This is a genomic window from Neisseria sp. HMSC067H09 (assembly GCF_001814135.1).
Lineage (GTDB): Bacteria > Pseudomonadota > Gammaproteobacteria > Burkholderiales > Neisseriaceae > Neisseria.
In genome coordinates this window covers 24,593-47,866 of sequence record NZ_KV814944.1, presented here as the reverse complement: position 1 = coordinate 47,866, position 23,274 = coordinate 24,593, and the positions used below count along the sequence as shown (strand labels likewise).

Sequence of the window (23,274 nt, the reverse complement as noted above, 5' to 3'; positions counted from 1 at the left end):
AAACCTGTGTTTGGGTTTCGGCTGTCGGGGGAAAAAGGAATTTTGCAAAGGTCTCAGATAGTGGAGTACGGCTTGGTATTTGAGGTGTAATGTATATTTGCTCATAAAAAAACTGCACCTTGTGAGTTGGAGGGGATGTGTCCAACTTTTGGGGTGCAGTTCAAACTGGTAGGTTGCATTTCAGACGACCTTATTCTTGGGGATGCCAATTATTTATTTTGTAATAAAGGAGGAACTTTTCGTATTAAATGGGAGATTTGGGTAAGTTGGGTGTGTAGTAGAGAATTGGTATTTTAAATTGGTTTCTTATTGATTTTTAAGTATTTTATTTTAGATGTTTGCACTGCGTTTTCTAGATTCATTTTCAGTATCTCAAATGGCATCCTGTTTAATTTTTCGTCATAAATGTTTAAATTTAATCATCATTCTTGAAAATTAGCTTATAATAGGCAAGTTTCCGTTGAAACAGTTACAAAAATTTTAATAAGGTAACGGCAAAGTCTGAAAAGGGATGCGAGGTTTGTCCAGGTTTGCCATAGAATTTAAATTACCTACATGAAGATAAGACGTTTTCTCTTACATTTTCTCAACCGCCACGCCGTTGCCCGCATTTTGGTATACGGCAAATTGATGCGCATCGACAAGCCTATCGGCACGTTGCTGCTGCTTTGGCCGACCTATTGGGCGTTATGGGTCGCTTCGGAAGGCATTCCGGAAGCGGATATTTTTTGGGCGTTTACCGCCGGTACGTTCTTTATGCGCAGCGCAGGCTGCGTGATCAACGACTTTGCCGACCGCGATTTTGACGGCTCGGTCGAGCGCACGAAAAACCGCCCCTTTGCCCGCGGGTTGGTTTCCAAAACAGAAGCAATTCTGCTGACCGTCATCCTCTGCCTGCTTGCCGCCCTCTGCATGACGCCGCTGAACCTGTTGACTTGGGTGATGAGCGTTCCCGCGCTGTTTTTGGCGATGACTTACCCCTTTACCAAACGGTTTTTCCCGCTGCCGCAGTTTTATTTGGGGCTGGCGTTTTCTTTCGGGATTCCGATGGCGTTTGCCGCCGTCCGCAGCGGCGTGCCTTCTACGGCGTGGCTGATGTTTACCGCCAATGCTTTGTGGACGCTTGCCTACGACACGATTTATGCGATGTCGGACAAGGAAGACGATTTGAAAATCGGGATTAAAACTTCGGCCATCACGTTCGGCGATCACGATATTTCCGCTTCCATGCTCTGCCATTTTTGGTTTACCGCGCTGATGGCGGTGTTGGGCGTGAAAATCGGCGCGACATGGCCGTATTGGATCATGCTGCCTGCGGTGGTGTGGCTGCAAATCGGTCAATACCATGCCATCAAAACGCGCGACCGCCAGACTTGTTTTAAAGTGTTTTTGGATAACAACTATATCGGCCTGCTGTGGTTTTTGGGTTTGGCGGGGCATTATTTGTGGGCTTTGGCTGCCACGCGGTTGTAAGGCAATAAAATGGTTAACACGTCGTCTGAAAAGGGTTTCAGACGACGTTTTGCTTTTTGGGGGATGGGCGGATTGATGGATGGCGGCTGGGTTTTGTCTGGTAGCCAAACCCGCCGTAAACCACTTGCCGCTGTTTTCAGACGACCTTGTGTGTGAGTTAAGAAATATCAAAGAAGCAGCGTTTCTTGTTAGCAATCTGAGTGTAAATTGCGTGTTCAGGATTGAGGTTTGTACAGACAGTCGGTACAATTCCATTTCATTTTGCCACATCAAAAGAGATTTCTATGAGCCTTATCGGCGAAATTTTGCCTTTGTCCCATATCGTTTTAGACTTGGAAGTCGGCAGCAAAAAACGCTTGTTTGAAGAAGCGGGCCTGCTGCTTGAACATGAAGCAGAATTACCTCACGGCGATGTCTTCGACTGCCTGTTTGCCCGCGAAAAGCTGGGTTCGACCGGCCTGGGGCAGGGCGTCGCCATCCCGCACGGTCGTCATGCCTGCGTGAAAAAAGCCACCGGCGCGTTTATCCGCACGAAAGAACCGGTCGCTTTCGATGCGCCCGACGGCAAACCCGTATCCCTGATTTTCACTTTGTTGGTGCCGGAAAATGCGACCGGCGAGCATTTGGAAGTCTTGTCCAAACTGGCGGGCAGGTTCTCGCAAAAAGCCGTCCGTGAAGCCTTGATGTCCGCGACCTCTGCCGAGGAGGTGCGCAAACTTCTGGCAGAAGAGTAAAGAATGCCCAGTATATCCGTCCGCCGCCTGTTTTCCGACAATCAGCACAAGCTCCAACTTGCTTGGGCGGCAGGCAATTCGGGTGCGGACAACCGCATCGGAGTAGAGGCCGACAAACCCGTTTTGGCGTTGGTCGGCCATTTGAATTTTATCCATCCCAATCAAATCCAAGTCGTCGGTGTTGCCGAAGCCGAATATCTTAAACGCCTCGAATCGGGCGAATTGAATTACGATTTCGGCGAACTCTTCGATATTCCCATGTCGCTGGTCATCGTTGCCAACGGTCTGGCGGTTTCGCCCAAATTGCGCGATTACTGCCATAAAAACGACATCCCGCTCTTGACTTCCAAGCTCGAAAGCCCGTATTTGATGGACGTGTTGCGGATTTATCTGCAACGCACGCTGGCGACCTCTATCGTCAAACACGGCGTATTCCTCGATGTATTTGAAGTCGGCGTGTTGATTACCGGTCATTCCGGCTTGGGTAAAAGCGAGTTGGCGTTGGAATTGATTTCGCGCGGACACAGCCTGATTGCCGATGATGCGGTCGAGCTTTTCCGTACCGGCCCCGAAACGCTCGAAGGCCGCTGCCCGCCGATGTTGCGCGATTTCCTTGAAGTGCGCGGATTGGGCATACTCAACATCCGCCACATTTTCGGCGAAACCTCCATCCGTCCGAAAAAAATCCTCCAATTGATTATCAACCTGGTCGCTGCCGACGACGATTACATGAAGCAGCTCGACCGCTTGAGCATACGCACGGAAACCGAGTCCATCCTCAACGTTAACGTCCGTTCCGTCACCCTGCCTGTCGCCGTGGGCCGCAACCTTGCCGTATTGGTTGAAGCGGCGGTGCGCAACTACATCCTCCAGTTGCGCGGCAAAGACAGTACCAAAGAATTCCTCGAACGCCATCAAACACAACTCAAAGAAAACGAACAAAACCATGAAAATCGTCCTGATTAGCGGATTGTCCGGCTCGGGCAAGTCCGTTGCCCTCAAACAGCTTGAAGACCTCGGCTATTTCTGTGTGGACAACCTGCCGCTGGAAATGCTGCCTTCGCTGGTGCTGCACCATATCGAGCGCGCCGATGAAACCAAACTCGGCGTGAGCGTCGATGTCCGCTCCGGCATCAACATTCAGGAAGCGCAGGAGCAAATCCAATACCTGCGCGATGAAGGCCATCAGGTCGAAGTATTGTTTGTTGAAGCAGAAGAAAGCGTGCTGGTGCGCCGTTTTTCCGAAACGCGGCGCGGCCATCCGCTGTCGGGGCTGAACCTTACCCTGCTGGAAAGCCTGCAAAAAGAGCGCGAATGGCTGTTCCCGCTCAAAGACATCGCCTACTGCATCGATACATCCAAAATGAACGCGCAGCAACTGCGTTACGCCGTTCAACAATGGCTCAACATTGAGCGCAGAGGGCTTTTGGTTATCCTCGAGTCTTTCGGCTTCAAATACGGCGTGCCGAACAACGCCGATTTCATGTTCGATATGCGCAGCCTGCCCAATCCCTATTACGATCCCGAGCTGCGCCCCTACACCGGCATGGACGCCCCCATTCAAGCGTATCTCGACCAGCAGCCCCTGGCGCAGGAAATGGTGGACGACATCGACCACTTTATGAACCACTGGCTCCCGCGCCTGCAAAAAGAAAGCCGCAGCTACGTGACCATCGCCATCGGCTGTACCGGCGGACAGCACCGTTCCGTCTATGTCGTCGAAAAACTCGCCCAACGCCTGCAAGGGCATTACGAACTGCTGGTCCGCCACAGACAGGCGCAAAACCTGTCCGGACGCTGATTCCCCTTTTCAGACGACCTTTTCGATATTTAGTGGATTAAATTTAAATCAGGACAAGACGACGAAACCGCAGACAGTACAGATAGTACGGCAAGGCGAGGCAACGCCGTACTGGTTTAAATTTAATCCACTATAAAAGGAGAAAACCATGAAACACATCCTCACCCTCGCACTCGCCTGCACACTCGCCGCCTGCGCCACCGAAGTCCCCGCCTACCGCTGGCACCGCACCGGCGCAAGCGAATCCGAAGTTTCCCGTCAAATCAACGTTTGCAAATCACAAGCGCAACACGACGCCAAACACGGACGCGAATCCAAATCCCTTGAACAATGTATGGACGAAGCCGGCTACTACCGCTACGAACACGGCAACCTCTAAACCTTGAGCGCCCCAAACCAAAAGGTCGTCTGAAAAACCGCGAAGGCTTTCAGACGACCTTTGCACAGAAAACGGACAAACCTCAGGTCGTCTGAAAACACCGCCGAACCACTTTTCAGACGACCCCACCGCAAATCAGACAGAAAGAACAAAACATGGCAATCCAATGGTTTCCCGGCCACATGAACAAAGCAAAAAAAGCCATCGCCGAGCGCGCCAAAAGCGTCGACATGGTGATTGAAATGCTGGACGCACGAATGCCCGCCTCCAGCGAAAACCCCCTGCTTGCCCAGCTTTCCAAAGGCAAACCCAAACTCAAAATCCTCAACAAACAAGACCTTGCCGACCCCGAACGCACCAAAATCTGGCTCGAACACTACAACAGCCGCCCCGACACCCGCGCCATCGCCCTTGATTCCTCCGAAACCGGCGCACACGGCAAAATCACCCAAGCCTGCCGCGCCATGATTCCCCACCGCCAAGGCATAGAAAAACCCCTGCGCGTCCTCATCTGCGGCATCCCCAACGTCGGCAAATCCACCCTCATCAACGGCATGATAGGCAAAAAATCCGCCAAAACCGGCAACGAACCCGGCATCACCAAAGCCGAACAACGCCTTTTCCTCGCCGACGACTTCTGGCTCTACGACACCCCCGGAATGCTGTGGCCGAAAATCATCGTTGAAGAAGGAGGCTACAACCTCGCCGCCGGCGGCGCAGTCGGACGCAACGCGCTGGACGAAGAAGAAGTCGCCCTCGAGCTCCTAGACTACCTCCGCCGCCACTACCTCCCCATGCTGCAAGAACGCTACCAAGCCGACAAAGATCCCAGCAGCCACTGGGACGACAACTCATGGCTCGAATGGATAGCCAAAAAACGCGGCGCAGTCCTCAGCGGCGGACGGATCAACTACCAAAAAGCCGCCGAGAACATCCTCACCGACTTCCGCGAAGGCAAAATCGGCAGAATCACCCTTGAAACGCCGAACCAATGGGAAACATGGCTCAAAAAAGCCCGTCAAAAAGAAGCCGAACTCAAAGCCATTCGCGAAGCCAGAAAGGCAGAACGTAAAGGGCAGAAGCCTGTGGACGAGTAGGGCGGTATGGTGGGCTAAAATAGAAAATATCCGTGTCTCCATTTCCGCATAGGAATGAATTCAAGCATCGAACGCTATATAATTTGCTACAAAAAGGTCGTCTGAAACCCGAAACTTATTTTCAGACGACCTGTTCCAAATATTCACAATCAACAAGAAAACCAAAAAATGACCGAAACCCAATCCCTAGAACTCGCCAAAGCGTTGATTTCCCGCCCGTCCGTTACTCCCGACGACCGAGATTGCCAAAAACTGCTTGCCGAACGCCTGTACAAAATCGGTTTTGCGGCTGAAGAACTCCATTTCGGCGACACCAAAAACATCTGGTTGCGACGCGGCACGAAAGCTCCTGTCGTCTGTTTTGCAGGGCATACCGACGTCGTGCCGACAGGCCCTGTTGAAAAATGGGATTCGCCCCCGTTCGAGCCGACCGAGCGCGACGGAAGATTATACGGGCGCGGCGCGGCGGACATGAAAACCAGCATCGCCTGCTTCGTTACCGCCTGCGAACGCTTTGTTGCCGAACATCCCGACCACCAAGGCAGCATTGCGCTCCTGATTACTTCCGACGAAGAGGGCGACGCGCTGGACGGTACGACCAAAGTCGTCGATGTATTGAAAGCGCGCGACGAGCTTATCGACTACTGCATCGTCGGCGAACCGACCGCCGTGGACAAATTGGGCGATATGATTAAAAACGGCCGACGCGGCTCGCTGTCGGGCAACCTGACCGTCAAAGGCAAGCAAGGCCATATCGCCTATCCCCATTTGGCAATCAACCCCGTCCACACTTTTGCCCCGGCCTTGTTAGAGCTGACGCAGGAAGTCTGGGACGAAGGCAACGAATACTTCCCACCGACCAGCTTTCAAATTTCCAATATCAACGGCGGCACAGGCGCGACCAACGTCATTCCGGGCGAGCTGAACGTCAAATTCAATTTCCGCTTCTCCACCGAGTCCACCGAAGCAGGGCTGAAACAACGCGTTCACGCCATTTTGGACAAACACGGCGTGCAATACGATTTGCAGTGGTCGTGCTCGGGGCAGCCCTTCCTGACCCACGCGGGCAAACTGACCGACGTGGCACGCGCAGCCATTGCCGAAACCTGCGGCGTAGAGACCGAATTGTCCACCACCGGCGGCACTTCGGACGGACGCTTCATCAAAGCCATTGCGAAAGAACTCATCGAATTAGGCCCGTCCAATGCCACCATCCACCAAATCAACGAAAACGTGCGGCTGGACGATATTCCGAAGCTGTCGGCGGTGTATGAGGGGATATTGGCGCGGTTGTTGGCTGAAAAGGCCGTCTGAAAAGAAGATGGGCTATCGGATATGGATGTCCGATAATTTGATTAGATCTAACGTGAGTTTGAGATAACGCATTGATTTTTATGTAGAGCGATTTATTTGAACGGCAATCCATTCCCTCTCCCGTGGGAGAGGGTTAGGGAGAGGGCATTGGGTCGGCAACGGAAATATTGTCTGTATCTGCCCCGTTTTACCCTCTCCCCAACCCTCCCCTACAGGGGAGGGAGCCAAGTTGCAGGCACGCCGACGGAATTTGGCTTTGCATCAACTGCCTTATTTCGAACGCACGTCAAACTTAAATTTGTAAGGCCGTCTGAAAAGCAGATTGCTTGTCGGATATGGATGTCTGACAATTTGATTAGACCTAACGTGAGTTTGAGATAACGCATTGATTTTTATGTAGAGCGATTTATTTGAACGGCAATCCATTCCCTCTCCCGTGGGAGAGGGTTAGGGAGAGGGCATTGGGTCGGCAACGGAAATATTGTCTGTATCTGCCCCGTTTTACCCTCTCCCCAACCCTCCCCTACAGGGGAGGGAGCCAAGTTGCAGGCACGCCGACGGAATATGGTTGAAACCCGGCCCCTCAGGGCAGTAGAATTTTGTTTATTTTTTGGGAAGTAACCCCTTCCAAATCAGGGTAAACAGGGCTGCGCCTTATGTGCAGCCCTGTGTGTTGAAACATTGAGGAATATAACCGTGCCGTCAAATTACTTTCATACGCGTGAACGATTGGGTGCTTTAGGCGGCATCGTGCAACATCATACCGCCTTGTACCGCAGCGTGGCGGTACATGAACCGACCGTGGTTATCGTGCGGCGCGGATGCAAGAAGCTGCGGTGGGCGGGGCGCGAATTGAGGATTGCGGCGGGTGAGGTTGTTGCGTTGGCAGGCGGGCAGACGTTTGACGTCATCAATATTCCTGATTCAGACGACCTCTATCAGGCGCAATGGATTGCTTTCGAACAGGAAGCCATAGAAAGGTTTGCCGCACAATACGGGACGGCGCAGGCAGTGTGCGATGCGGTGAAGCTGCCGCACCCCGGGCGGATGAACGCGGCGTTTGATTATGCGGCTGCGGTACTGGCGGATGAAGAAGTGCCGCACAATGCGGCGGAGGCCGCGCTTTGCGGCGTGTTGGCGTGGTTGCAGCATGACGGCATCGGTTTTGCCGTGTACGAAGGCTTCAACCTGATGCGGCAAATCCGCAAACTGATTACCGCCGATATGGCTGCGGACTGGTCGTCGGCGATGCTGGCGCAGCGGCTTAATTGCAGTGAGGCTGCGTTGCGGCGGCGGTTGGCGCGGCAGGACACGAATTTCCGTACGCTGCTGACGGATGTACGCATGATGCGCGCGCTGACGCTGTTGCAGGTTACGCAATGGCCGGTGGCGCAGATTGCCGGCGCGGTCGGCTATGACTGCCCGTCCCGTTTCAGCGCGCGCTTCAAAGAGCGGTTCGGTTGCGTACCGTCGGCGGTCCGATCGGAAGCGGAGCCGGCGGCATATCGGCGCACGGGGCAGGTCAGCGTTGGTGTTCGACCGTGAATTTCGCTTCGCCCAAGCTGTTTGCCCTAGTAAAGAAACCGACCAGCGCGGGTGTGGATTCGGCGGTGATGTTCGGCAGCTTGGCGACTTTCAGCGCGGTGAGTGTGAATTCGTAGCGGTGTTTCCTGCCTTCGGGGGGACATGCGCCGCCGTAGCCCGGAGTGCCGAAGTCTGTGCGGGTTTGCAGCGCGCCTTTGGGCAACCTGCCGCCTTGCGCGGTAATGCCTGCGGGCAGGCGGCGGACATCGGCGGGGATGTCGGCGACCACCCAGTGCATCCAGCCCAGACCGGTCGGCGCGTCTTTATCGTAAACGGTCAGGACGAAACTTTTTGTCCCTGCGGGCGGATTTTTCCACGACAGCGCGGGCGAAGCATTGCCGCCCGAACAGCCGAAGCCGTAAGGCGCGCTCAAAAGCTGGTTTTGCGTGAAGCCGCCGTCTTTGGACGGGTTGTCGAATTGCAGCGTGAATGCGCCCTCGGCAAAGGCAGCGGTTGAAAAAGCCATCAGTACGGCGGAGAGGATGCGGGTTTGCATAGATGATTCCTTTGCTTGATGAATAAGTGGATTCATTATAGGCTGTCAATGGCGGCAGGAATGTGCCGAAACGGTTGGATGATGTGCCGAAATGCGCAAATGTAAAAATCCGTGGTTTCAGACGACCCTTTGCAGGTCGTCTGAAGTCTTTAATTCCTTTCCCTGAGGCTTTAGAAATATCGAATATTTAGGAATCGCCGCAACCCAACCCTCAAGATTTACGTCGTAGCCCGTTCCTGCATCAGCGTGCGGGAATGGCGAAAATTGGGGATTTTGCCGCCAAATCCATGTCAGAGATACGGAGCAAACGAATGATTACCCTGCCTTCCTTAAACAACCTGCCGTCAAAATGGGATGAAATCCGCCATTGGCTCGAAACCCAAGTTTTTGAATGTGAAGTCATGCCGTATCCCAATCTGACGGAACGCGAAGCCAAGCAGTTCGAGCAGGATTTTATCGACCGTATCGGCTGCGCGCCTGAAGAATATGTCCGCATCCGCCGCGCCATCCGTCTCTTGGAAGTACATTATCCTGACAGCTTGAACGAACTGACCGCCGCCGCCATTGCCACGCCTTTGGGCGAGATGCTGGCGGTGTTCGGCGGTAAAGGCTTGTGTTTGCTGGAGTTTGTCGGGCAGAAACATATGGAACAGGAAATTACCGCCGTCCAAAAAGCCTTGCGCGGGCGGTTTGTGTTTCGGGAAGATGAGCGAACGCAACTTCTGCGGCAGGAATTGGACTTATACTTCGAGGGTCGTCTGAAAACCTTTGCCACGCCCTTGGAGCAGATCGGTACCGAATTTCAAAAGCAGGCATGGGATGCGCTCTTGGCGATTCCTTACGGCGAAACGCGCAGCTACAAGGAGCAGGCGCAGCGTTTGGGTAATCCTAAAGCCGTCCGCGCCGTTGCCGCCGCCAACGGGCAGAACAAAGTGTCCATCCTGATTCCCTGCCACCGCGTCATCGGCAGCGACGGCAAGCTGACCGGCTACGCAGGCGGCCTGAATCGCAAACAGTCGCTGCTTGCTTTGGAACGCGGCGAAGTTCAGACGACCTTGTTTTGATTTTGAAGTAAGTCGGATGCTGGTATCCGACAACGCCGATTGAAATGATCGGATTTGAAAATCCGACCTGACTATAGTGGATTAACTTTAAATCAGGACAAGACGACGAAACCGCAGACAGTACAGATAGTACGGCAAGGCGAGGCAACGCCGTACTGGTTTAAAGTTAATCCACTATAAAATAGAGCAGCGGCAGATTGCTCATCAATGCCCGACCTGCCGGAAAGGAGAAATACGAATATGAACCTGAAAAACCGCCATTTCCTGAAACTTTTGGACTTTACGCCCGAAGAAATCACCGCCTACCTCGACCTTGCCGCCGAGTTGAAAGCCGCCAAAAAGGCGGGGTGTGAAGTGCAGCGGATGAAAGGGAAGAACATCGCCCTGATTTTTGAAAAAACATCGACCCGCACCCGCTGCGCGTTTGAAGTCGCCGCGCGCGACCAAGGGGCGGGGGTGACTTATCTGGAGCCGTCCGCCAGCCAAATCGGGCATAAGGAAAGCATCAAAGACACTGCCCGCGTGTTGGGCAGGATGTACGACGGCATCGAATATCGCGGCTTCGGGCAGGACGTGGTCGAAGAATTGGCGAAATACGCCGGCGTGCCCGTGTTCAACGGCTTGACCAACGAGTTCCACCCCACCCAAATGCTCGCCGACGCGCTGACCATGCGCGAACACAGCGGCAAACCCTTGAATCAAAACGCATTTGCCTACGTCGGCGACGCGCGTTACAACATGGCAAATTCGCTGCTGGTGTTGGGCGCGAAGCTCGGTATGGACGTGCGTATCGGCGCACCGAAAACCTTGTGGCCGTCTGAAAACATCGTCGCCAGCGCACGCGCCGTCGCCGAAGAAACCGGCGGAAAGATTTTGCTGACCGAAAATGCGGAAGAAGCCGTCAGAGGCGTTGATTTCATCCATACCGACGTGTGGGTCAGCATGGGCGAGCCGAAAGAGGCGTGGCAGGAACGCATTGATTTATTGAAAGATTACCGCGTTACCCCTGAGCTGATGGCAGTATCGGGCAATCCGCAGGTCAAATTCATGCACTGCCTACCCGCCTTCCACAACCGCGAAACCAAAGTCGGCGAATGGATTTACGAAACCTTCGGCTTAAACGGCGTGGAAGTGACGGAAGAAGTATTCGAAAGCCCCGCCAGCATCGTGTTCGACCAAGCGGAAAACCGGATGCACACGATTAAAGCGGTGATGGTGGCGGCGCTGGGGGATTGACGGCTAACGGCAGTGCTATATCAAAAAAATGATTAAATCAGTCTATAATAAATCTGAATAACAGGCACTTACACCCCCTTCCCTCGAAGGCAGGAATCTAGACTTCTATTTTGGGCGAATGTACAGAGATTGTTGCGATTCCAAACTTTTAGATTTCCACAAAACAAAAGTCGTCTGAAAACAAGCATGATTGGTTTTCAGACGACCTTCAAACCGCTTCCTAAATTGTCCAACCAAGAAACAGGAGAAACCAAATGGAAGAAACATTTGTCCAAACGCTGACCATCGCCGGCTCGGATTCCGGCGGCGGGGCGGGGATACAGGCGGATTTGAAGACGTTTCAGATGCGCGGCGTGTTCGGCACCAGCGTGCTGACAGCCGTGACCGCGCAAAATACGCTCGGCGTATCGGCGGTGCATCTGATTCCGACCGACATCATCACTGCTCAAATCGAAGCCGTCCGCTCTGATTTTGAAATCCGCGCCTATAAAATCGGGATGCTGGGTACGGCGGAAGTGATTGAATGCGTTGCCGAAAATCTGAAAAAATGCCGTTTCGGCAAGCGCGTCCTTGATCCGGTGATGATTGCCAAAGGCGGCGCGCCGCTGTTGCAGGACTCCGCCGTTGAAGCGATGAAACGTCTGCTTCTGCCTGATACCGACATTCTGACGCCGAACCTGCCCGAAGCGGAAACCTTGACGGGCGTGCGCATTGAAAACCGCCAAGACGCGGAACGCGCTGCCAAAATCCTGCAAGATTGCGGTGTGAAAAACGTGGTGATTAAAGGCGGGCATTTGGGCGACAGCCGCAGCGAATACTGCACAGACTGGCTGTTTACGCCGGATGATGTGTTTGAATTTACCGACCGCCGCTTCCCGACGGCGCATACGCACGGTACAGGCTGCACGTTCTCCGCCTGTATCGCCGCCGAGCTGGCAAAAGGTTTCGAGACACTCGAAGCCGTGCAAACCGCCAAAAAATACATTACCGAGGCGATTCGCAACCCTTTGAACATCGGCGCGGGACACGGTCCGGTCAATCATTGGGCTTATCGGGATTGAGGGATATGGAAAGGTCGTCTGAAAACAGAAAATCCGTTTTCAGACGACCTTTTGTTGTGGCATCCGTTGATGGCAAACATCAAGCCGGATTCATGAAGCTTTCGATTTCTTGTAAGGAAATGTCGGGCGTCGCGCCGTGTCTGGAGGCGACTAGGGCGCCGAGAGCGCAGGCGAAAGTGATGGCTTCTTGAGGCTCGGCATTGTTGAGCAGTTTGTAAGTCAGTCCTGCCAAGAAGCTGTCGCCGGAGCCGACGGTATCGGCGACTTTGATGCGGAAGCCGCAGTGGCGGTAGAGTTCGCCGTCTTTGTATAAAATCGCGCCGTGTCCGCCTAAAGTGACGCAGATGGTTTGTGCGCCGGTCAAGCGGTTGAGGTAGGCGATGTTTTGTTCGATGCTGTGGTAGGGAGAGCCGTAAACTGCGGACAGTTCGTACAATTCGTCGTCATTGAGCTTGAGCATATCCGCACGCTTCATGGTGGCGAGCAGGCGGTCGGTGTCGTAGTGGGGTTTGCGCAGATTGACGTCGAAGATTTTGAATTTGGCTTTTTCCATCAGTTTGTCTAATGCCGCACGGGAAACCTCGTCGCGGGTGGCAAGGCTGCCGAACACGAAGGCATCGGATTCGGCGACACGCTGCAAGGCGGCATCTTCGACGATGATGCGGTCCCACGCGCAGGGATATACGATTTCGTATGACGCGCTGCCGCATTTGTCCAAGATGACTTTGACAAGGCTGGTATCGCATTCTTTGCACACTTGCAGCAGGTCGGTATTGACGTTTTTCGCTTGGATTTGGCGCAGCAGCTCTTCGCCATCGGCATCATCACCGCGACGGCTGATGATGGCGGTATCGACCCCGAAGGATTGCAAACGGACCAAAACGTTCAGCGGCGCACCGCCCAACACTTTGCCGCTTGGAAAATCGTCCCACAACACTTCGCCGAAACTGGTTACTTTCATTTTAGACCTTCCTTGCTTTGAGTTGATTGGATGGAACTGCTGCGCTGCGTACGGCTTACCTATCATGTATTTGTAGTAAAACTCCAATACTTAGGCGCGTAAGTATTATGTTTTAAAATCTACCGACTGACAAGCAATCGCGGGCTTATCCGTCAGGAAGTTTGATTCATCACAATATTGCGTTACAGGCGGCCTGATTCGGCAAATTAGCAGGGTTTATTTTTCTTTCATTTTATAAGTGCTTTGGGAAGGGGATATGCTGATTTTTGAAATTTAAATACAAATCGGCAGAATATGTTTGAACAGACGGGCTATATATTCCAATTTTCTTCATTTCATTACGATATTTAAAAACCCTCTCTTTAAGCCTATAATGTGGTCGTTAAAAATACCGAAAGGTCGTCTGAAAACGTGAATATCCATTTTCAGACGACCTTCATTAACGGAAAGAACAAATCATGCGTCCATTAAATGCCCGAATCCGCTTGGACAATCTGCGCCACAATTACCAAACCCTGAAACAGATTCACGGCGGCAAGATGCTTGCCGTTATTAAAGCGGACGCTTACGGACACGGCGCGGTACGGTGCGCCCACGCATTGTCCGACCTTGCCGACGGGTTTGCCGTCGCCACCGTGGACGAAGCCGTCGAATTGCGCGAGAACGGCATTACCAATCCCATCGTATTGCTCGAAGGCGTGTTTGAAGCGTCGGAATACGCCACCGTCAATAAATACAATTTGTGGCCGGGCGTCGGCAGCCAGTGGCAGCTCGAAGCCTTAATCGCCCATCATTGGCAAAATCCCGTCAAAGTCTGGCTCAAAATGGACTCCGGTATGCACCGCGCCGGTTTCTTCCCGCACAATTACACTTCCGCCTACACCGCCCTGAAACAATGCAAACACGTCGACGGCATCGTCAAATTCAGCCACTTCGCCTGCGCCGACGAACCCGACAACGGCATGACCGAAATGCAGCTTGAAGCTTTTGATTTGGCGTGTGAAGGCTTGGAAGGCGAAGAAAGCCTTGCCAACTCCGCTGCCATCCTGAACGTCCCTGAAGCGCGCCGCGACTGGGGTCGTGCCGGACTGGCGCTTTACGGTATCTCTCCGTTCGGCGGCGTGGACGAACGCCTGAAACCCGTCATGCGCTTGACTTCCCGCGTATTCGGCGAACGCGTCCTGCAACCTCATTCTCCTATCGGCTACGGCGCGACGTTTTATACCAGCAAATCTACACGCGTCGGCCTAATTGCCTGCGGTTACGCCGACGGCTATCCGCGCCGAGCCTCGACCAACTCGCCCGTTGCCGTCGAAGGCAAACGCAGCCGCATCATCGGCAGGGTGTCAATGGACATGATCACCGTCGAACTCGATGCTTCCAAAGAAGGTTTGGGTGCGGAAGTCGAATTGTGGGGCGACATTGTTAATATCAACGAAGTCGCCGAAGCCGCCGGTATGATTCCGTATGAAATCCTTTGCAACGTCAAACGTGCGAAGTTTACCTATTCGGAGTGATTTAAGTAGCGGTTTGAACTGAAGGTCGTCTGAAAACAAAGTTAACGGTTTCGTTACATGGTTTTCAGACGACCTTCTTCATAGGGCTTTTTGAAAATCCAAATATTTTAAGAGTGGCCGTCATTCCCGCGCAGGCGGGAATCCAGAACATATAGTCGATTAACTTTAAACCAGTACGGTGTTGCCTCGCCTTGCCGTACTATCTGTACTGTCTGCGGCTTCGTCGCCTTGTCCTGATTTAAATTTAATCCACTATAAAATTTAGGAAACTTTTTCTTTGACGATTTCTGCACGGATAAATCTGGATTCCCACCTGCGCGGGAATGACGGCAGACGGAATATCAGGTTCGGCAATACAAAATTGTCAACAATCCAAACCATCTTATTCTAAAGCAATGTTATAATTTCCCGAACCAGATTTTTCAGACGACCCCTGCAAGGACCCTGACTTATGAACAATTCAGTCATCACCGTCATCGGCAAAGACCGCGTCGGCATCGTGTACGACGTTTCCAAAATTTTGGCGGAAAACCAAATCAACATCCTCAATATCAGCCAGCAGCTGATGGACGATTTCTTCACCATGATTATCTTGGTGGATACCTCGAAATGCCCCAAATCGCGGCAGGAAATGCTGGATTTGTTTGCGGAAGAGAGCAAAAAACTCGCGCTCGACATCCGTATGCAAAACGAAGAAATCTTCCAAGCCATGCACCGCATTTGAGTCGGAGGAATGTAATGAGTATCCAATCCGGCGAAATTTTAGAAACCGTCAAAATGGTTGCCGACCAGCATTTCGACGTCCGCACCATTACCATAGGCATTGATTTGCACGACTGTATCAGCACCGACATCGATGTGTTGAACCAAAATATTTACAACAAAATCAACACTGTCGGCAAAGATTTGGTCGCTACGGCGAAACATCTCTCCGCCAAATACGGCGTGCCGATTGTGAATCAGCGTATTTCCGTCACGCCGATTGCCCAAATCGCGGCGGCAACCAAAGCCGATTCTTACGTCAGCGTGGCGCAGACTTTGGACAAGGCAGCCAAAGCCATCGGCGTGTCTTTTATCGGCGGCTTTTCCGCGCTGGTGCAAAAAGGCATGTCGCCTTCAGACGAGGTGTTAATCCGCTCCATTCCTGAGGCGATGAAGACTACCGACATCGTGTGCAGCTCCATCAATATCGGCAGCACGCGCGCAGGCATCAATATGGATGCGGTCAGACTGGCGGGCAAAACCATCAAACGCACGGCGGAAATCACGCCCGAAGGTTTCGGCTGCGCCAAAATTGTCGTGTTCTGCAACGCGGTGGAAGACAATCCGTTTATGGCGGGCGCGTTTCACGGTTCGGGAGAGGCGGACGCCGTCATCAACGTCGGCGTATCGGGGCCGGGCGTGGTCAAAGCCGCGCTGGAAAATTCGGACGCGGTCAGCCTGACCGAAGTCGCCGAAGTCGTGAAGAAAACCGCCTTCAAAATCACCCGCGTGGGCGAACTCATCGGCCGCGAAGCCTCGAAAATACTGGGCATCCCGTTCGGCATTCTCGATTTGTCGCTGGCACCGACCCCTGCCGTCGGCGACTCGGTGGCGCGCATCCTTGAAGAAATGGGTTTAAGCGTTTGCGGTACGCACGGCACGACGGCAGCCTTGGCATTGCTGAACGATGCCGTGAAAAAAGGCGGCATGATGGCTTCCAGCGCGGTCGGCGGCCTTAGCGGCGCGTTTATCCCCGTTTCCGAAGACGAAGGCATGATTGCCGCTGCCGAAGCAGGCGTGCTGACGCTGGACAAACTTGAAGCAATGACCGCCGTTTGTTCTGTCGGACTGGACATGATTGCCGTTCCCGGCGACACGCCCGCGCACACGATTTCCGGCATCATCGCCGATGAAGCCGCCATCGGCATGATCAACAGCAAAACCACCGCGGTGCGCATCATTCCGGTAACGGGCAAAACCGTCGGCGACAGCGTTGAGTTCGGCGGCCTATTGGGCTACGCGCCTGTAATGCCGGTTAAAGAAGGTTCGTGCGAAGTGTTCGTCAACCGCGGCGGCAGGATTCCTGCGCCGGTTCAGTCGATGAAGAACTGATTGCCTGACCATGAAAAAGGTCGTCTGAAAACAAGCTTTGCGAGTTTTCAGACGACCTTCTCCATCCTTGCGCCTATATTTATCCGTAAAAAATGTTTACAATATGAAAATGCGCCTGTTTCTCAGGCATTTTTGCGATAGAAAGGCAATCATGCAAGTTACATCAAAATGGATAGACGGAATGTGCTTTGTCGGCACGACCGAAAACGGACACAGCGTCGTCATGGAGGGTGCGGCGGCGGAAGGGCAGGCGAAACGCGGCCCCAGCCCGATGGAAATGCTGCTTTTGGGCGTGGCGGGCTGCTCCAGCATCGATGTCGTGATGATTGCCGAGAAACAGCGTCAAAAGGTAGTGGACTGCCAAGCGACGGTTACCGCGAAGCGCGCCGACGATGCCCCGCGCGTATTTACCGAAATCCATATCCATTTTAAAGTCATCGGACACAATTTGACCGAATCCGCCATCGAGCGCGCCGTGCAGATGTCTGCCGAGAAATATTGTTCCGCCTCGATTATGCTGGGCAAGGCGGCGAAAATCACCCACAGTTTTGAAACCGTCGAAGCAGAGTAATTTTTCAGACGACCCCCGTATCCTTGGGGTCGTCTGAAAAGCGTTTAGAGGCGGAATATTGTTAAAGCGTGAATAAAGGCCGCCCGACAAAAAAGCAGATATATTCACGCTACACTATGAATATATCTGCTTGCTTATTGTGGATTCTCTCTCTATCAGCCTTTATAACTTGGCCTTGTGAGGATATTGTGCAAGCTTCACTAAAGATTGTCAACAATTTTTAATTATATCTTAATCAGATTTTGTGCTATATCGAAATGGAATCAAGCAAAAAGCGATAAGGGGCAGGTTGCCGCCGCTGAAAAATTTCTGTTATTTCAAACGATATGACACGCCAGACTATGAGGAGAGCTTAAATAATGAATACCGATAACGATACCCTCCATGCGCCTACCCCTTCTTCCATGATGCCCGCAGGCAGGCACGATTCGGAGCTGTTCCGCGTTTACGCTCTGATTTTGGACGGCATCACCGACCATGTTTTGCTGCCCGGCAAAAAATTGACCGAATCCGAGCTTTGCCGCCAGATGGTTTGCTCGCGCAATACTGTGCGCGGCGCGCTGTCCCTGTTGGCGCACGACAAAATCGTCGATTTGCAGCCCAATCGCGGCGCGTTCGTCCATGTTCCCGATTTGAAGGAAATGCAGGACGTGTTCAACGCGCGTATCGAAATGGAAAGCATGATTTTGAACCTTCTGTCCGATATGCCCGATTTGGAAACGCGCCTCCAGCCGCTTTACGCCATGATCGAACGTGAGGAACAGGCGTCCGACAGCGGCGACCGCGTGGGTTGGAACCGCCTGTCCAACGCCTTCCACGTCGAACTGGCGCGCCTCATCGACAACCACGTCTTGTTCGATATCATGAACACCCTGTGCGCCCGCTCTTCGCTCATCGTCGCCGTTTTCGATGCGCAGCGTCATGAAAAACGCACCATCAACACCCACACCCATTCCGAACACCGCGAAATCCTCGACCTGCTGGTCAACGGCAAACGCAACCGCGTGGTCAAAGTCATGCGCAAACACTTAAGCGCGTGCGTAGAGCGTTTGGAACGCAAATACGAAGGCGAGTAATCAAATGCCGATAAAAGGTCGTCTGAAAACAAGCGTAGTAAGTTTTCAGACGACCTTTGTCAGCATTTTCGGTGTTGTCAAGCAGCTTTACGCCAACCTGCCGACTAAACCGACATTCCGACATCTTTTCCATGAGACATTTCTCCAATGACCGCTTATACGCAACAGCTCGACCAAAAAATCCAATACTTGCAACAGCTTTTCCAAGGTTTGGATTTTCCTGAAATTCAAGTTTTCGAATCCCCCGAACAGCATTACCGGATGCGCGCCGAATTCCGTATTTGGCACGAAGGCGGCGAAATGTTTTACGCCATGTTTGAGCGCGGGCAGAAAGCAAGCGGCGCAAGCCTGATACGTTGCGATCAATTTCCCGCCGCCTCCGAATCCATCAACGCCTTGATGCCCAAGCTCATCGAAGCCGCCGCGCAAAATCCCGAACTCAAAAACCGCTGGTACGCCGTTGAATTTTTGTCTGCACTGAGCGGCGAGATGCTCGTTACCATGATTTACCACAAAAAACTGGGCGAAGCGTGGCAGCGTGCCGCCGAAACCTTGGTGCGTGAATTGGGCATCCATATCATCGGTCGGAGTAGGGGGCAGAAAATCGTTTTGACTCAAGACTATATAATCGAAGAGCTGAACGTAAACGGCAAGACCTTCCGCTACCGCCAAGTCGAAGGCAGTTTCACGCAGCCCAACGCCCGCGTGTGCGAAAAAATGCTCGGCTGGGCATGCGATGTCGCGCAAAACCTCGGCGGCGACCTGCTCGAACTCTACTGCGGCAACGGTAATTTCACCCTGCCGCTCTCGCAGCATTTCCGTCAGGTGTTAGCGACCGAAGTGTCCAAAACTTCCGTTTATGCCGCACAGTGGAATATCGAAGCCAACCAAAGGGACAACATCAAAATCGCCCGCCTCTCTGCGGAAGAATTTACCGAAGCCTATACCCAAAGCCGCGAATTCCGCCGCCTACAAGAACAGGGTATCTCGTTGAAAGATTATGATTTTTCCACGATTTTTGTCGATCCGCCCCGAGCCGGCGTCGATGATGAAACGCTGAAGCTGGTTTCCCAGTTTGACAACATTATCTATATTTCCTGCAATCCTGAAACACTGCGCGCGAACCTCGATACCCTCTGCCAAACCCATACTGTCGAACGCGCCGCGTTGTTTGACCAGTTCCCGTTTACGCACCATATCGAAAGCGGCGTTTATTTGAAGAAGAAATAAAGAAGCGGATTTGAAAAAGGTCGTTTGAACATTTTAAAACCATGGATTTTCATGTGCAGAACTGTTTTCAGACGACCTTTTCCCTGATAACAAATTTCCAATAAAGCCTAAATCATCATGCCCGTAGATTCCTTTTTCTACCTCTTACTGCTTACAGGATTTTGCGCCGGACTGATGGACGCGGCGGTCGGCGGCGGCGGGTTGTTGCAAATACCCGGGCTGTTTAACTTGCTGCCAACTTCCACACCTGTTGCTTCGGTGATGGGCGTGAATAAGTTTGCCTCCTGCTGCGGGACGGTTACTGCCACGGGGCAATATCTGCGCAGAATCCCCGTGCCGTGGAAAATGCTGCTGCCCGCTGCCGTACTGGCGTTTGCTGCTTCCTATCTGGGCGCGAAAGCCGTGGTCTTTTTCCCCGTGCAATATATGAAACCGGCGATGCTGGTCATCATGATTGCCATGTGTGTTTATACCTTTATCAAAAAAGATTTGGGACAAACGGTGCGCACTGAAAAGCTGACGCGTCGCGAAACCTTGTGGGGCTTGTTTTTCGGCGCATTAATCGGCTTTTACGACGGGATTTTCGGGCCGGGGACGGGCAGCCTTTTGGCTTTCGTGTTCGTCCGTTTTTACGGCTACGATTTTTTGACGGCAAACGCATCGGGCAAAGTCATCAACTCGACCACCAATCTCGCCGCGCTGACATTTTTTATCCCGCAAGGGCACGTCGTTTGGGCGTGGGCAATCCCGCTTGCGCTGGCGAATTTGTGCGGCGGCGTGGTCGGTGCGAAATTGGCGATACGCGGCGGCACCCAGTTTCTGCGTTATGGATTTATGGTGTTGCTGTGTCTGACCATAGGCAAATTCGCTTGGGATTTGATTCGATAACAGAAGGCGTGTCAAAGGCAGGATTCGCCCGCCGAAAGCGTTTCAGACGACCTTTGTATGCTAAAATCCGTCATCTTTCAGCAAATGACCGATAGAGGGAAACATGGCAGGCAACACTTTCGGACAACTCTTCACCGTTACCACCTTCGGCGAAAGCCACGGCGCAGGTTTGGGCTGCATCATCGACGGCTGCCCGCCCGGACTGGCATTGGCCGAATCAGACATCCAAGCCGATCTCGACCGGCGCAAACCCGGCACCAGCCGCCACGTTACCCAACGCCGCGAAGCCGACCAAGTCGAAATCCTCTCCGGCGTCTTCGAAGGCAAAACCACCGGAACACCCATCGCCCTCTTAATCCGCAATACCGACCAACGCAGCAAAGACTACGGCAACATCGCCACCAGCTTCCGTCCCGGCCATGCCGACTATACCTACTGGCACAAATACGGCACGCGCGACTACCGCGGCGGCGGCAGGAGCTCTGCCCGCGAAACAGCCGCCCGCGTTGCCGCCGGAGCCGTTGCCAAAAAATGGCTGAAAGAAAAATTCGGCACGGAAATCACCGCCTACGTCACCCAAGTCGGCGAAAAAGAAATTCAGTTTGAAGGCTACGAACACATTTCCCAAAATCCCTTCTTCGCCGCCAACCAAAGCCAAATCGCCGAGCTGGAAAACTATATGGACAGCGTGCGCAAATCGTTGGATTCCGTCGGCGCGAAACTGCATATCGAAGCGGCCAACGTCCCCGTGGGCTTGGGCGAACCCGTTTTCGACCGCCTCGATGCCGAAATCGCCTACGCCATGATGGGCATCAACGCCGTCAAAGGCGTGGAAATCGGCGCAGGCTTCGGCAGCATCGTCCAGCGCGGCAGCGAACACGGCGACGAACTCACCCCGCAAGGCTTCCTGTCTAACCACTCAGGCGGCATCCTCGGCGGCATCAGCACCGGGCAAGACATCCACGTCAACATCGCCATCAAACCCACCAGCTCCATCGCCACTCCGCGCCGCAGCATCGACATCAACGGCAACCCCGTCGAACTCGCCACCCACGGCAGACACGATCCCTGCGTCGGCCTGCGCGCCGTCCCCATCGCCGAAGCCATGCTCGCGCTCGTGCTTATCGACCACGCCCTACGCCATCGCGCGCAAAATGCCGACGTAGCCGTCGATACGCCCGATATTGCCAAGTAGTGAAGATAAAATCTAAAGAGGTCGTTTGAAAACAAACATGGCGGGTTGTGCCGAACATTTTCAGACGACCTTTCTCAACGCCTATTGAGATAAGTGTGCCGGCTTGTCCGCAAATAAACATTTATAGTGGATTAACTTTAAATCAGGACAAGACGACGAAACCGCAGACAGTACAGATAGTACGGCAAGGCGAGGTAACGCCGTCCTGGTTTAAAGTTAATCCACTATACAATCGAACATTCGCAAAAAAACTTAGCCAAAACACAGGCTTTATACTAAAATACCGCCATTACCGTGCCATAGCGAAACGCACGGCTTTATTTTAGAGGAATACAAACGACATGACACAAGAAACCGCTTTGGGCGCAGCTTTGAAATCCGCCGTCCAAACCATGAGCAAGAAAAAACAGACCGACATGATTGCCGACCACATCTACGGCAAATACGACGTCTTCAAACGATTCAAACCGCTGGCCGTCGGCATCGACCAAGACCTTGTTGCCGCGCTGCCTCAATACGATCCTGCACTGATCGCCCGCGTCCTCGCCAACCATTGCCGCCGCCCCCGCTACCTCAAAGCCCTGGCGCGTGGTGGAAAACGTTTTGATTTGAACAACCGCTTCAAAGGCGAAGTCAGCGCGGAAGAACAAGCCATCGCCCAACAGCATCCGTTTGTCCAGCAGGCTTTGGCAGAGCAAGCCGAGCGCCAAGCGGCCAAACAGGCAGCGCAAGCTGAGGCGGTAGAAGCCGAACAAGTCGGCGCAGCCGCCGAAACTGAAGAAGTGGCACAAAACAACGCCGAATAATACCGAATGATTTTAAAAGGTCGTCTGAAAACGGATTTTCTGTTTCAGACGACCTTTTTTATCGGCATTTCTAGTGGATTAAATTTAAATCAGGACAAGACCGACGAAGCCGCAGACAGTACATATAGTACGGAACCGATTCACTTGGTGCCTCAGCACCTTAGAGAATCGTTCTCTTTGAGCTAAGGCGAGGTAACGCTGTACTGGTTTAAAGTTAATCCACTATCAAATCAACGGAGGAGGGAAAAGAGGGAATAAGCTTTGCGGTCATGATTTCTGCTTTGGCAGGGTTGAGCAAACGTTGGGTGTTTGTTGATTTTTTATGGGGATGATACGTTTTCAAAGATGGATTTTTGTATGCGTGAGGATTGAAGTAGATAGGAATATCTTGTTTTGTTTGATTTTATTTTAAACTTGGAAAATCAAGATAAAAAAATGCGCATATCGTTTGGGATATGCGCCAAGTCTACAAAGGAGAAATAGAGGAGAAAAATCAAGCTGCATCAAGCAACTCAACGGGCGTAATTCTGACACAATAAAGAAGTTTTGTCAATGGTTTTTATGAAAATTCCTAAATTTTTGCTTTATATGCAGCATATTGAATCAGTAGCGCAAAACAGCGCCGTTTGGCGTTGGGAATTATCATCAAGACAAAACAAAAGAATTATAGTGGATTAAAATTGCAATGATACGGCGT

General features: G+C 52.7%; 24 protein-coding genes and 1 pseudogene. 21 read left to right on the top strand and 4 right to left on the bottom strand.

The genetic code is table 11. From position 1 onward, the window contains the following. Positions 1–555: 555 nt before the first annotated feature. The 6 genes from ubiA to HMPREF2954_RS09940 all read left to right on the top strand — a co-directional run bounded on the left by ubiA (position 556) and on the right by HMPREF2954_RS09940 (position 4,387). Positions 556–1,473 carry a 4-hydroxybenzoate octaprenyltransferase gene (gene ubiA, locus HMPREF2954_RS09960; RefSeq protein ID WP_045074324.1) on the top strand — a complete coding sequence of 306 codons (918 nt, stop codon included), beginning with the start codon at positions 556–558 and terminating at the stop codon, positions 1,471–1,473. Positions 1,474–1,482: 9 nt separating this feature from the next. Next, positions 1,483–1,629, top strand: a complete 147-nt coding sequence (locus HMPREF2954_RS12745) for a hypothetical protein (RefSeq protein ID WP_156133782.1) — start codon at positions 1,483–1,485, stop codon at positions 1,627–1,629. A 128-nt stretch (positions 1,630–1,757) separates the two neighbouring features. Then, the gene (ptsN, locus tag HMPREF2954_RS09955; protein ID WP_003743926.1) at positions 1,758–2,207 is read left to right on the top strand and encodes a PTS IIA-like nitrogen regulatory protein PtsN; all 450 of its coding nucleotides are present in this window, start codon (positions 1,758–1,760) and stop codon (positions 2,205–2,207) included. A gap of 3 nt (positions 2,208–2,210) precedes the next feature. Further along, on the top strand, positions 2,211–3,173 hold the full coding sequence (gene hprK / locus HMPREF2954_RS09950; RefSeq protein WP_003756089.1) for an HPr(Ser) kinase/phosphatase: 963 nt from the start codon (positions 2,211–2,213) through the stop codon (positions 3,171–3,173). After that, positions 3,154–4,008 carry an RNase adapter RapZ gene (gene rapZ / locus HMPREF2954_RS09945; RefSeq protein ID WP_003756091.1) on the top strand — a complete coding sequence of 285 codons (855 nt, stop codon included), beginning with the start codon at positions 3,154–3,156 and terminating at the stop codon, positions 4,006–4,008. The genes hprK and rapZ overlap by 20 nt, the downstream gene beginning before the upstream one ends. Positions 4,009–4,156: 148 nt before the next feature. Beyond that, positions 4,157–4,387, top strand: a complete 231-nt coding sequence (locus tag HMPREF2954_RS09940) for a hypothetical protein (RefSeq protein WP_045074321.1) — start codon at positions 4,157–4,159, stop codon at positions 4,385–4,387. Here HMPREF2954_RS09940 and HMPREF2954_RS12740 read toward each other — a convergent pair. Then, a complete protein-coding gene (locus HMPREF2954_RS12740) occupies positions 4,384–4,539 on the bottom strand; it encodes a hypothetical protein (protein ID WP_003776816.1) in 156 nt (51 codons plus the stop codon). The genes HMPREF2954_RS09940 and HMPREF2954_RS12740 overlap by 4 nt on opposite strands. A 3-nt stretch (positions 4,540–4,542) precedes the next feature. On the opposite strand from HMPREF2954_RS12740, the gene ylqF reads away from it, so the two are divergent. The 3 genes from ylqF to HMPREF2954_RS09925 all read left to right on the top strand — a co-directional run bounded on the left by ylqF (position 4,543) and on the right by HMPREF2954_RS09925 (position 8,343). Then, complete coding sequence (gene ylqF, locus HMPREF2954_RS09935; protein WP_045074319.1) at positions 4,543–5,484, top strand: ribosome biogenesis GTPase YlqF; 942 nt, start codon at positions 4,543–4,545, stop codon at positions 5,482–5,484. Between the two features lie 168 nt (positions 5,485–5,652). Next, on the top strand, positions 5,653–6,798 hold the full coding sequence (gene dapE / locus HMPREF2954_RS09930; protein WP_045074316.1) for a succinyl-diaminopimelate desuccinylase: 1,146 nt from the start codon (positions 5,653–5,655) through the stop codon (positions 6,796–6,798). Positions 6,799–7,527: 729 nt separating this feature from the next. Further along, entirely contained in the window at positions 7,528–8,343 is an 816-nt protein-coding gene (locus HMPREF2954_RS09925; protein WP_186805550.1) for a helix-turn-helix transcriptional regulator, read from the top strand. On the opposite strand, the gene HMPREF2954_RS09920 is transcribed toward HMPREF2954_RS09925, so the two are convergent. Further along, complete coding sequence (locus tag HMPREF2954_RS09920) at positions 8,321–8,878, bottom strand: YbhB/YbcL family Raf kinase inhibitor-like protein (RefSeq protein WP_045074312.1); 558 nt, start codon at positions 8,876–8,878, stop codon at positions 8,321–8,323. The two genes, HMPREF2954_RS09925 and HMPREF2954_RS09920, sit on opposite strands and share 23 nt — an antisense overlap. Before the next feature lie 254 nt (positions 8,879–9,132). Between HMPREF2954_RS09920 and HMPREF2954_RS09915 the strand changes: the two genes are divergently transcribed. The 3 genes from HMPREF2954_RS09915 to thiD all read left to right on the top strand — a co-directional run bounded on the left by HMPREF2954_RS09915 (position 9,133) and on the right by thiD (position 12,239). Continuing rightward, the gene (locus HMPREF2954_RS09915) at positions 9,133–9,942 is read left to right on the top strand and encodes a methylated-DNA--[protein]-cysteine S-methyltransferase (RefSeq protein WP_082054534.1); all 810 of its coding nucleotides are present in this window, start codon (positions 9,133–9,135) and stop codon (positions 9,940–9,942) included. A gap of 240 nt (positions 9,943–10,182) precedes the next feature. Beyond that, on the top strand, positions 10,183–11,178 hold the full coding sequence (locus tag HMPREF2954_RS09910) for an ornithine carbamoyltransferase (protein ID WP_045074307.1): 996 nt from the start codon (positions 10,183–10,185) through the stop codon (positions 11,176–11,178). A gap of 254 nt (positions 11,179–11,432) precedes the next feature. Further along, a complete protein-coding gene (gene thiD / locus HMPREF2954_RS09905) occupies positions 11,433–12,239 on the top strand; it encodes a bifunctional hydroxymethylpyrimidine kinase/phosphomethylpyrimidine kinase (RefSeq protein WP_045074304.1) in 807 nt (268 codons plus the stop codon). A gap of 79 nt (positions 12,240–12,318) precedes the next feature. Here thiD and HMPREF2954_RS09900 read toward each other — a convergent pair whose 3' ends face one another. Further along, positions 12,319–13,200, bottom strand: a complete 882-nt coding sequence (locus HMPREF2954_RS09900) for a carbohydrate kinase family protein (protein ID WP_045074301.1) — start codon at positions 13,198–13,200, stop codon at positions 12,319–12,321. Positions 13,201–13,658: 458 nt separating this feature from the next. On the opposite strand from HMPREF2954_RS09900, the gene alr reads away from it, so the two are divergent. Beyond that, a complete protein-coding gene (gene alr, locus HMPREF2954_RS09895; protein WP_045074299.1) occupies positions 13,659–14,717 on the top strand; it encodes an alanine racemase in 1,059 nt (352 codons plus the stop codon). A gap of 140 nt (positions 14,718–14,857) precedes the next feature. Here alr and HMPREF2954_RS13105 read toward each other — a convergent pair. After that, positions 14,858–14,974 (bottom strand): annotated as a pseudogene (locus HMPREF2954_RS13105) (IS5/IS1182 family transposase); the annotation flags it as partial. Between the two features lie 194 nt (positions 14,975–15,168). Between HMPREF2954_RS13105 and HMPREF2954_RS09890 the strand changes: the two are divergent. The 8 genes from HMPREF2954_RS09890 (at position 15,169) to HMPREF2954_RS09855 (ending at position 22,577) form a co-directional block, all read left to right on the top strand. Beyond that, positions 15,169–15,441, top strand: a complete 273-nt coding sequence (locus HMPREF2954_RS09890) for an ACT domain-containing protein (RefSeq protein ID WP_045074296.1) — start codon at positions 15,169–15,171, stop codon at positions 15,439–15,441. 14 nt (positions 15,442–15,455) lie between these two features. Then, the gene (locus HMPREF2954_RS09885) at positions 15,456–16,811 is read left to right on the top strand and encodes a PFL family protein (RefSeq protein WP_045074294.1); all 1,356 of its coding nucleotides are present in this window, start codon (positions 15,456–15,458) and stop codon (positions 16,809–16,811) included. Between the two features lie 151 nt (positions 16,812–16,962). Beyond that, positions 16,963–17,382: an OsmC family protein gene (locus tag HMPREF2954_RS09880; RefSeq protein ID WP_003741038.1), complete on the top strand. Its 420-nt coding sequence runs from the start codon at positions 16,963–16,965 to the stop codon at positions 17,380–17,382. Between the two features lie 359 nt (positions 17,383–17,741). Continuing rightward, positions 17,742–18,458: a GntR family transcriptional regulator gene (locus tag HMPREF2954_RS09875; protein ID WP_045074291.1), complete on the top strand. Its 717-nt coding sequence runs from the start codon at positions 17,742–17,744 to the stop codon at positions 18,456–18,458. A gap of 147 nt (positions 18,459–18,605) precedes the next feature. Next, the gene (gene trmA / locus HMPREF2954_RS09870) at positions 18,606–19,688 is read left to right on the top strand and encodes a tRNA (uridine(54)-C5)-methyltransferase TrmA (RefSeq protein WP_045074288.1); all 1,083 of its coding nucleotides are present in this window, start codon (positions 18,606–18,608) and stop codon (positions 19,686–19,688) included. 117 nt (positions 19,689–19,805) lie between these two features. Further along, entirely contained in the window at positions 19,806–20,576 is a 771-nt protein-coding gene (locus tag HMPREF2954_RS09865) for a sulfite exporter TauE/SafE family protein (protein WP_009311622.1), read from the top strand. A 103-nt stretch (positions 20,577–20,679) separates the two neighbouring features. Then, positions 20,680–21,771 (top strand): chorismate synthase, encoded by a 1,092-nt coding sequence (gene aroC, locus HMPREF2954_RS09860; protein ID WP_070689116.1) that lies wholly within the window; start codon positions 20,680–20,682, stop codon positions 21,769–21,771. A 341-nt stretch (positions 21,772–22,112) separates the two neighbouring features. After that, positions 22,113–22,577, top strand: a complete 465-nt coding sequence (locus HMPREF2954_RS09855; protein WP_045074282.1) for a ProQ/FINO family protein — start codon at positions 22,113–22,115, stop codon at positions 22,575–22,577. Positions 22,578–23,274: the final 697 nt, after the last annotated feature.

Excerpts from the sequence above, each read along its gene's own strand:
- ubiA (WP_045074324.1), top strand. The coding sequence starts at position 556 with ATGAAGATAAGACGTTTTCTCTTACATTTTCTCAACCGCCACGCCGTT.
- HMPREF2954_RS12745 (WP_156133782.1), top strand. The coding sequence starts at position 1,483 with ATGGTTAACACGTCGTCTGAAAAGGGTTTCAGACGACGTTTTGCTTTT.
- ptsN (WP_003743926.1), top strand. The coding sequence starts at position 1,758 with ATGAGCCTTATCGGCGAAATTTTGCCTTTGTCCCATATCGTTTTAGAC.
- hprK (WP_003756089.1), top strand. The coding sequence starts at position 2,211 with ATGCCCAGTATATCCGTCCGCCGCCTGTTTTCCGACAATCAGCACAAG.
- rapZ (WP_003756091.1), top strand. The coding sequence starts at position 3,154 with ATGAAAATCGTCCTGATTAGCGGATTGTCCGGCTCGGGCAAGTCCGTT.
- HMPREF2954_RS09940 (WP_045074321.1), top strand. The coding sequence starts at position 4,157 with ATGAAACACATCCTCACCCTCGCACTCGCCTGCACACTCGCCGCCTGC.
- ylqF (WP_045074319.1), top strand. The coding sequence starts at position 4,543 with ATGGCAATCCAATGGTTTCCCGGCCACATGAACAAAGCAAAAAAAGCC.
- dapE (WP_045074316.1), top strand. The coding sequence starts at position 5,653 with ATGACCGAAACCCAATCCCTAGAACTCGCCAAAGCGTTGATTTCCCGC.
- HMPREF2954_RS09920 (WP_045074312.1), bottom strand. The coding sequence starts at position 8,878 with ATGCAAACCCGCATCCTCTCCGCCGTACTGATGGCTTTTTCAACCGCT.
- HMPREF2954_RS09915 (WP_082054534.1), top strand. The coding sequence starts at position 9,133 with ATGGCGAAAATTGGGGATTTTGCCGCCAAATCCATGTCAGAGATACGG.
- HMPREF2954_RS09910 (WP_045074307.1), top strand. The coding sequence starts at position 10,183 with ATGAACCTGAAAAACCGCCATTTCCTGAAACTTTTGGACTTTACGCCC.
- thiD (WP_045074304.1), top strand. The coding sequence starts at position 11,433 with ATGGAAGAAACATTTGTCCAAACGCTGACCATCGCCGGCTCGGATTCC.
- HMPREF2954_RS09900 (WP_045074301.1), bottom strand. The coding sequence starts at position 13,200 with ATGAAAGTAACCAGTTTCGGCGAAGTGTTGTGGGACGATTTTCCAAGC.
- alr (WP_045074299.1), top strand. The coding sequence starts at position 13,659 with ATGCGTCCATTAAATGCCCGAATCCGCTTGGACAATCTGCGCCACAAT.
- HMPREF2954_RS09890 (WP_045074296.1), top strand. The coding sequence starts at position 15,169 with ATGAACAATTCAGTCATCACCGTCATCGGCAAAGACCGCGTCGGCATC.
- HMPREF2954_RS09885 (WP_045074294.1), top strand. The coding sequence starts at position 15,456 with ATGAGTATCCAATCCGGCGAAATTTTAGAAACCGTCAAAATGGTTGCC.
- HMPREF2954_RS09880 (WP_003741038.1), top strand. The coding sequence starts at position 16,963 with ATGCAAGTTACATCAAAATGGATAGACGGAATGTGCTTTGTCGGCACG.
- HMPREF2954_RS09875 (WP_045074291.1), top strand. The coding sequence starts at position 17,742 with ATGAATACCGATAACGATACCCTCCATGCGCCTACCCCTTCTTCCATG.
- trmA (WP_045074288.1), top strand. The coding sequence starts at position 18,606 with ATGACCGCTTATACGCAACAGCTCGACCAAAAAATCCAATACTTGCAA.
- HMPREF2954_RS09865 (WP_009311622.1), top strand. The coding sequence starts at position 19,806 with ATGCCCGTAGATTCCTTTTTCTACCTCTTACTGCTTACAGGATTTTGC.
- aroC (WP_070689116.1), top strand. The coding sequence starts at position 20,680 with ATGGCAGGCAACACTTTCGGACAACTCTTCACCGTTACCACCTTCGGC.
- HMPREF2954_RS09855 (WP_045074282.1), top strand. The coding sequence starts at position 22,113 with ATGACACAAGAAACCGCTTTGGGCGCAGCTTTGAAATCCGCCGTCCAA.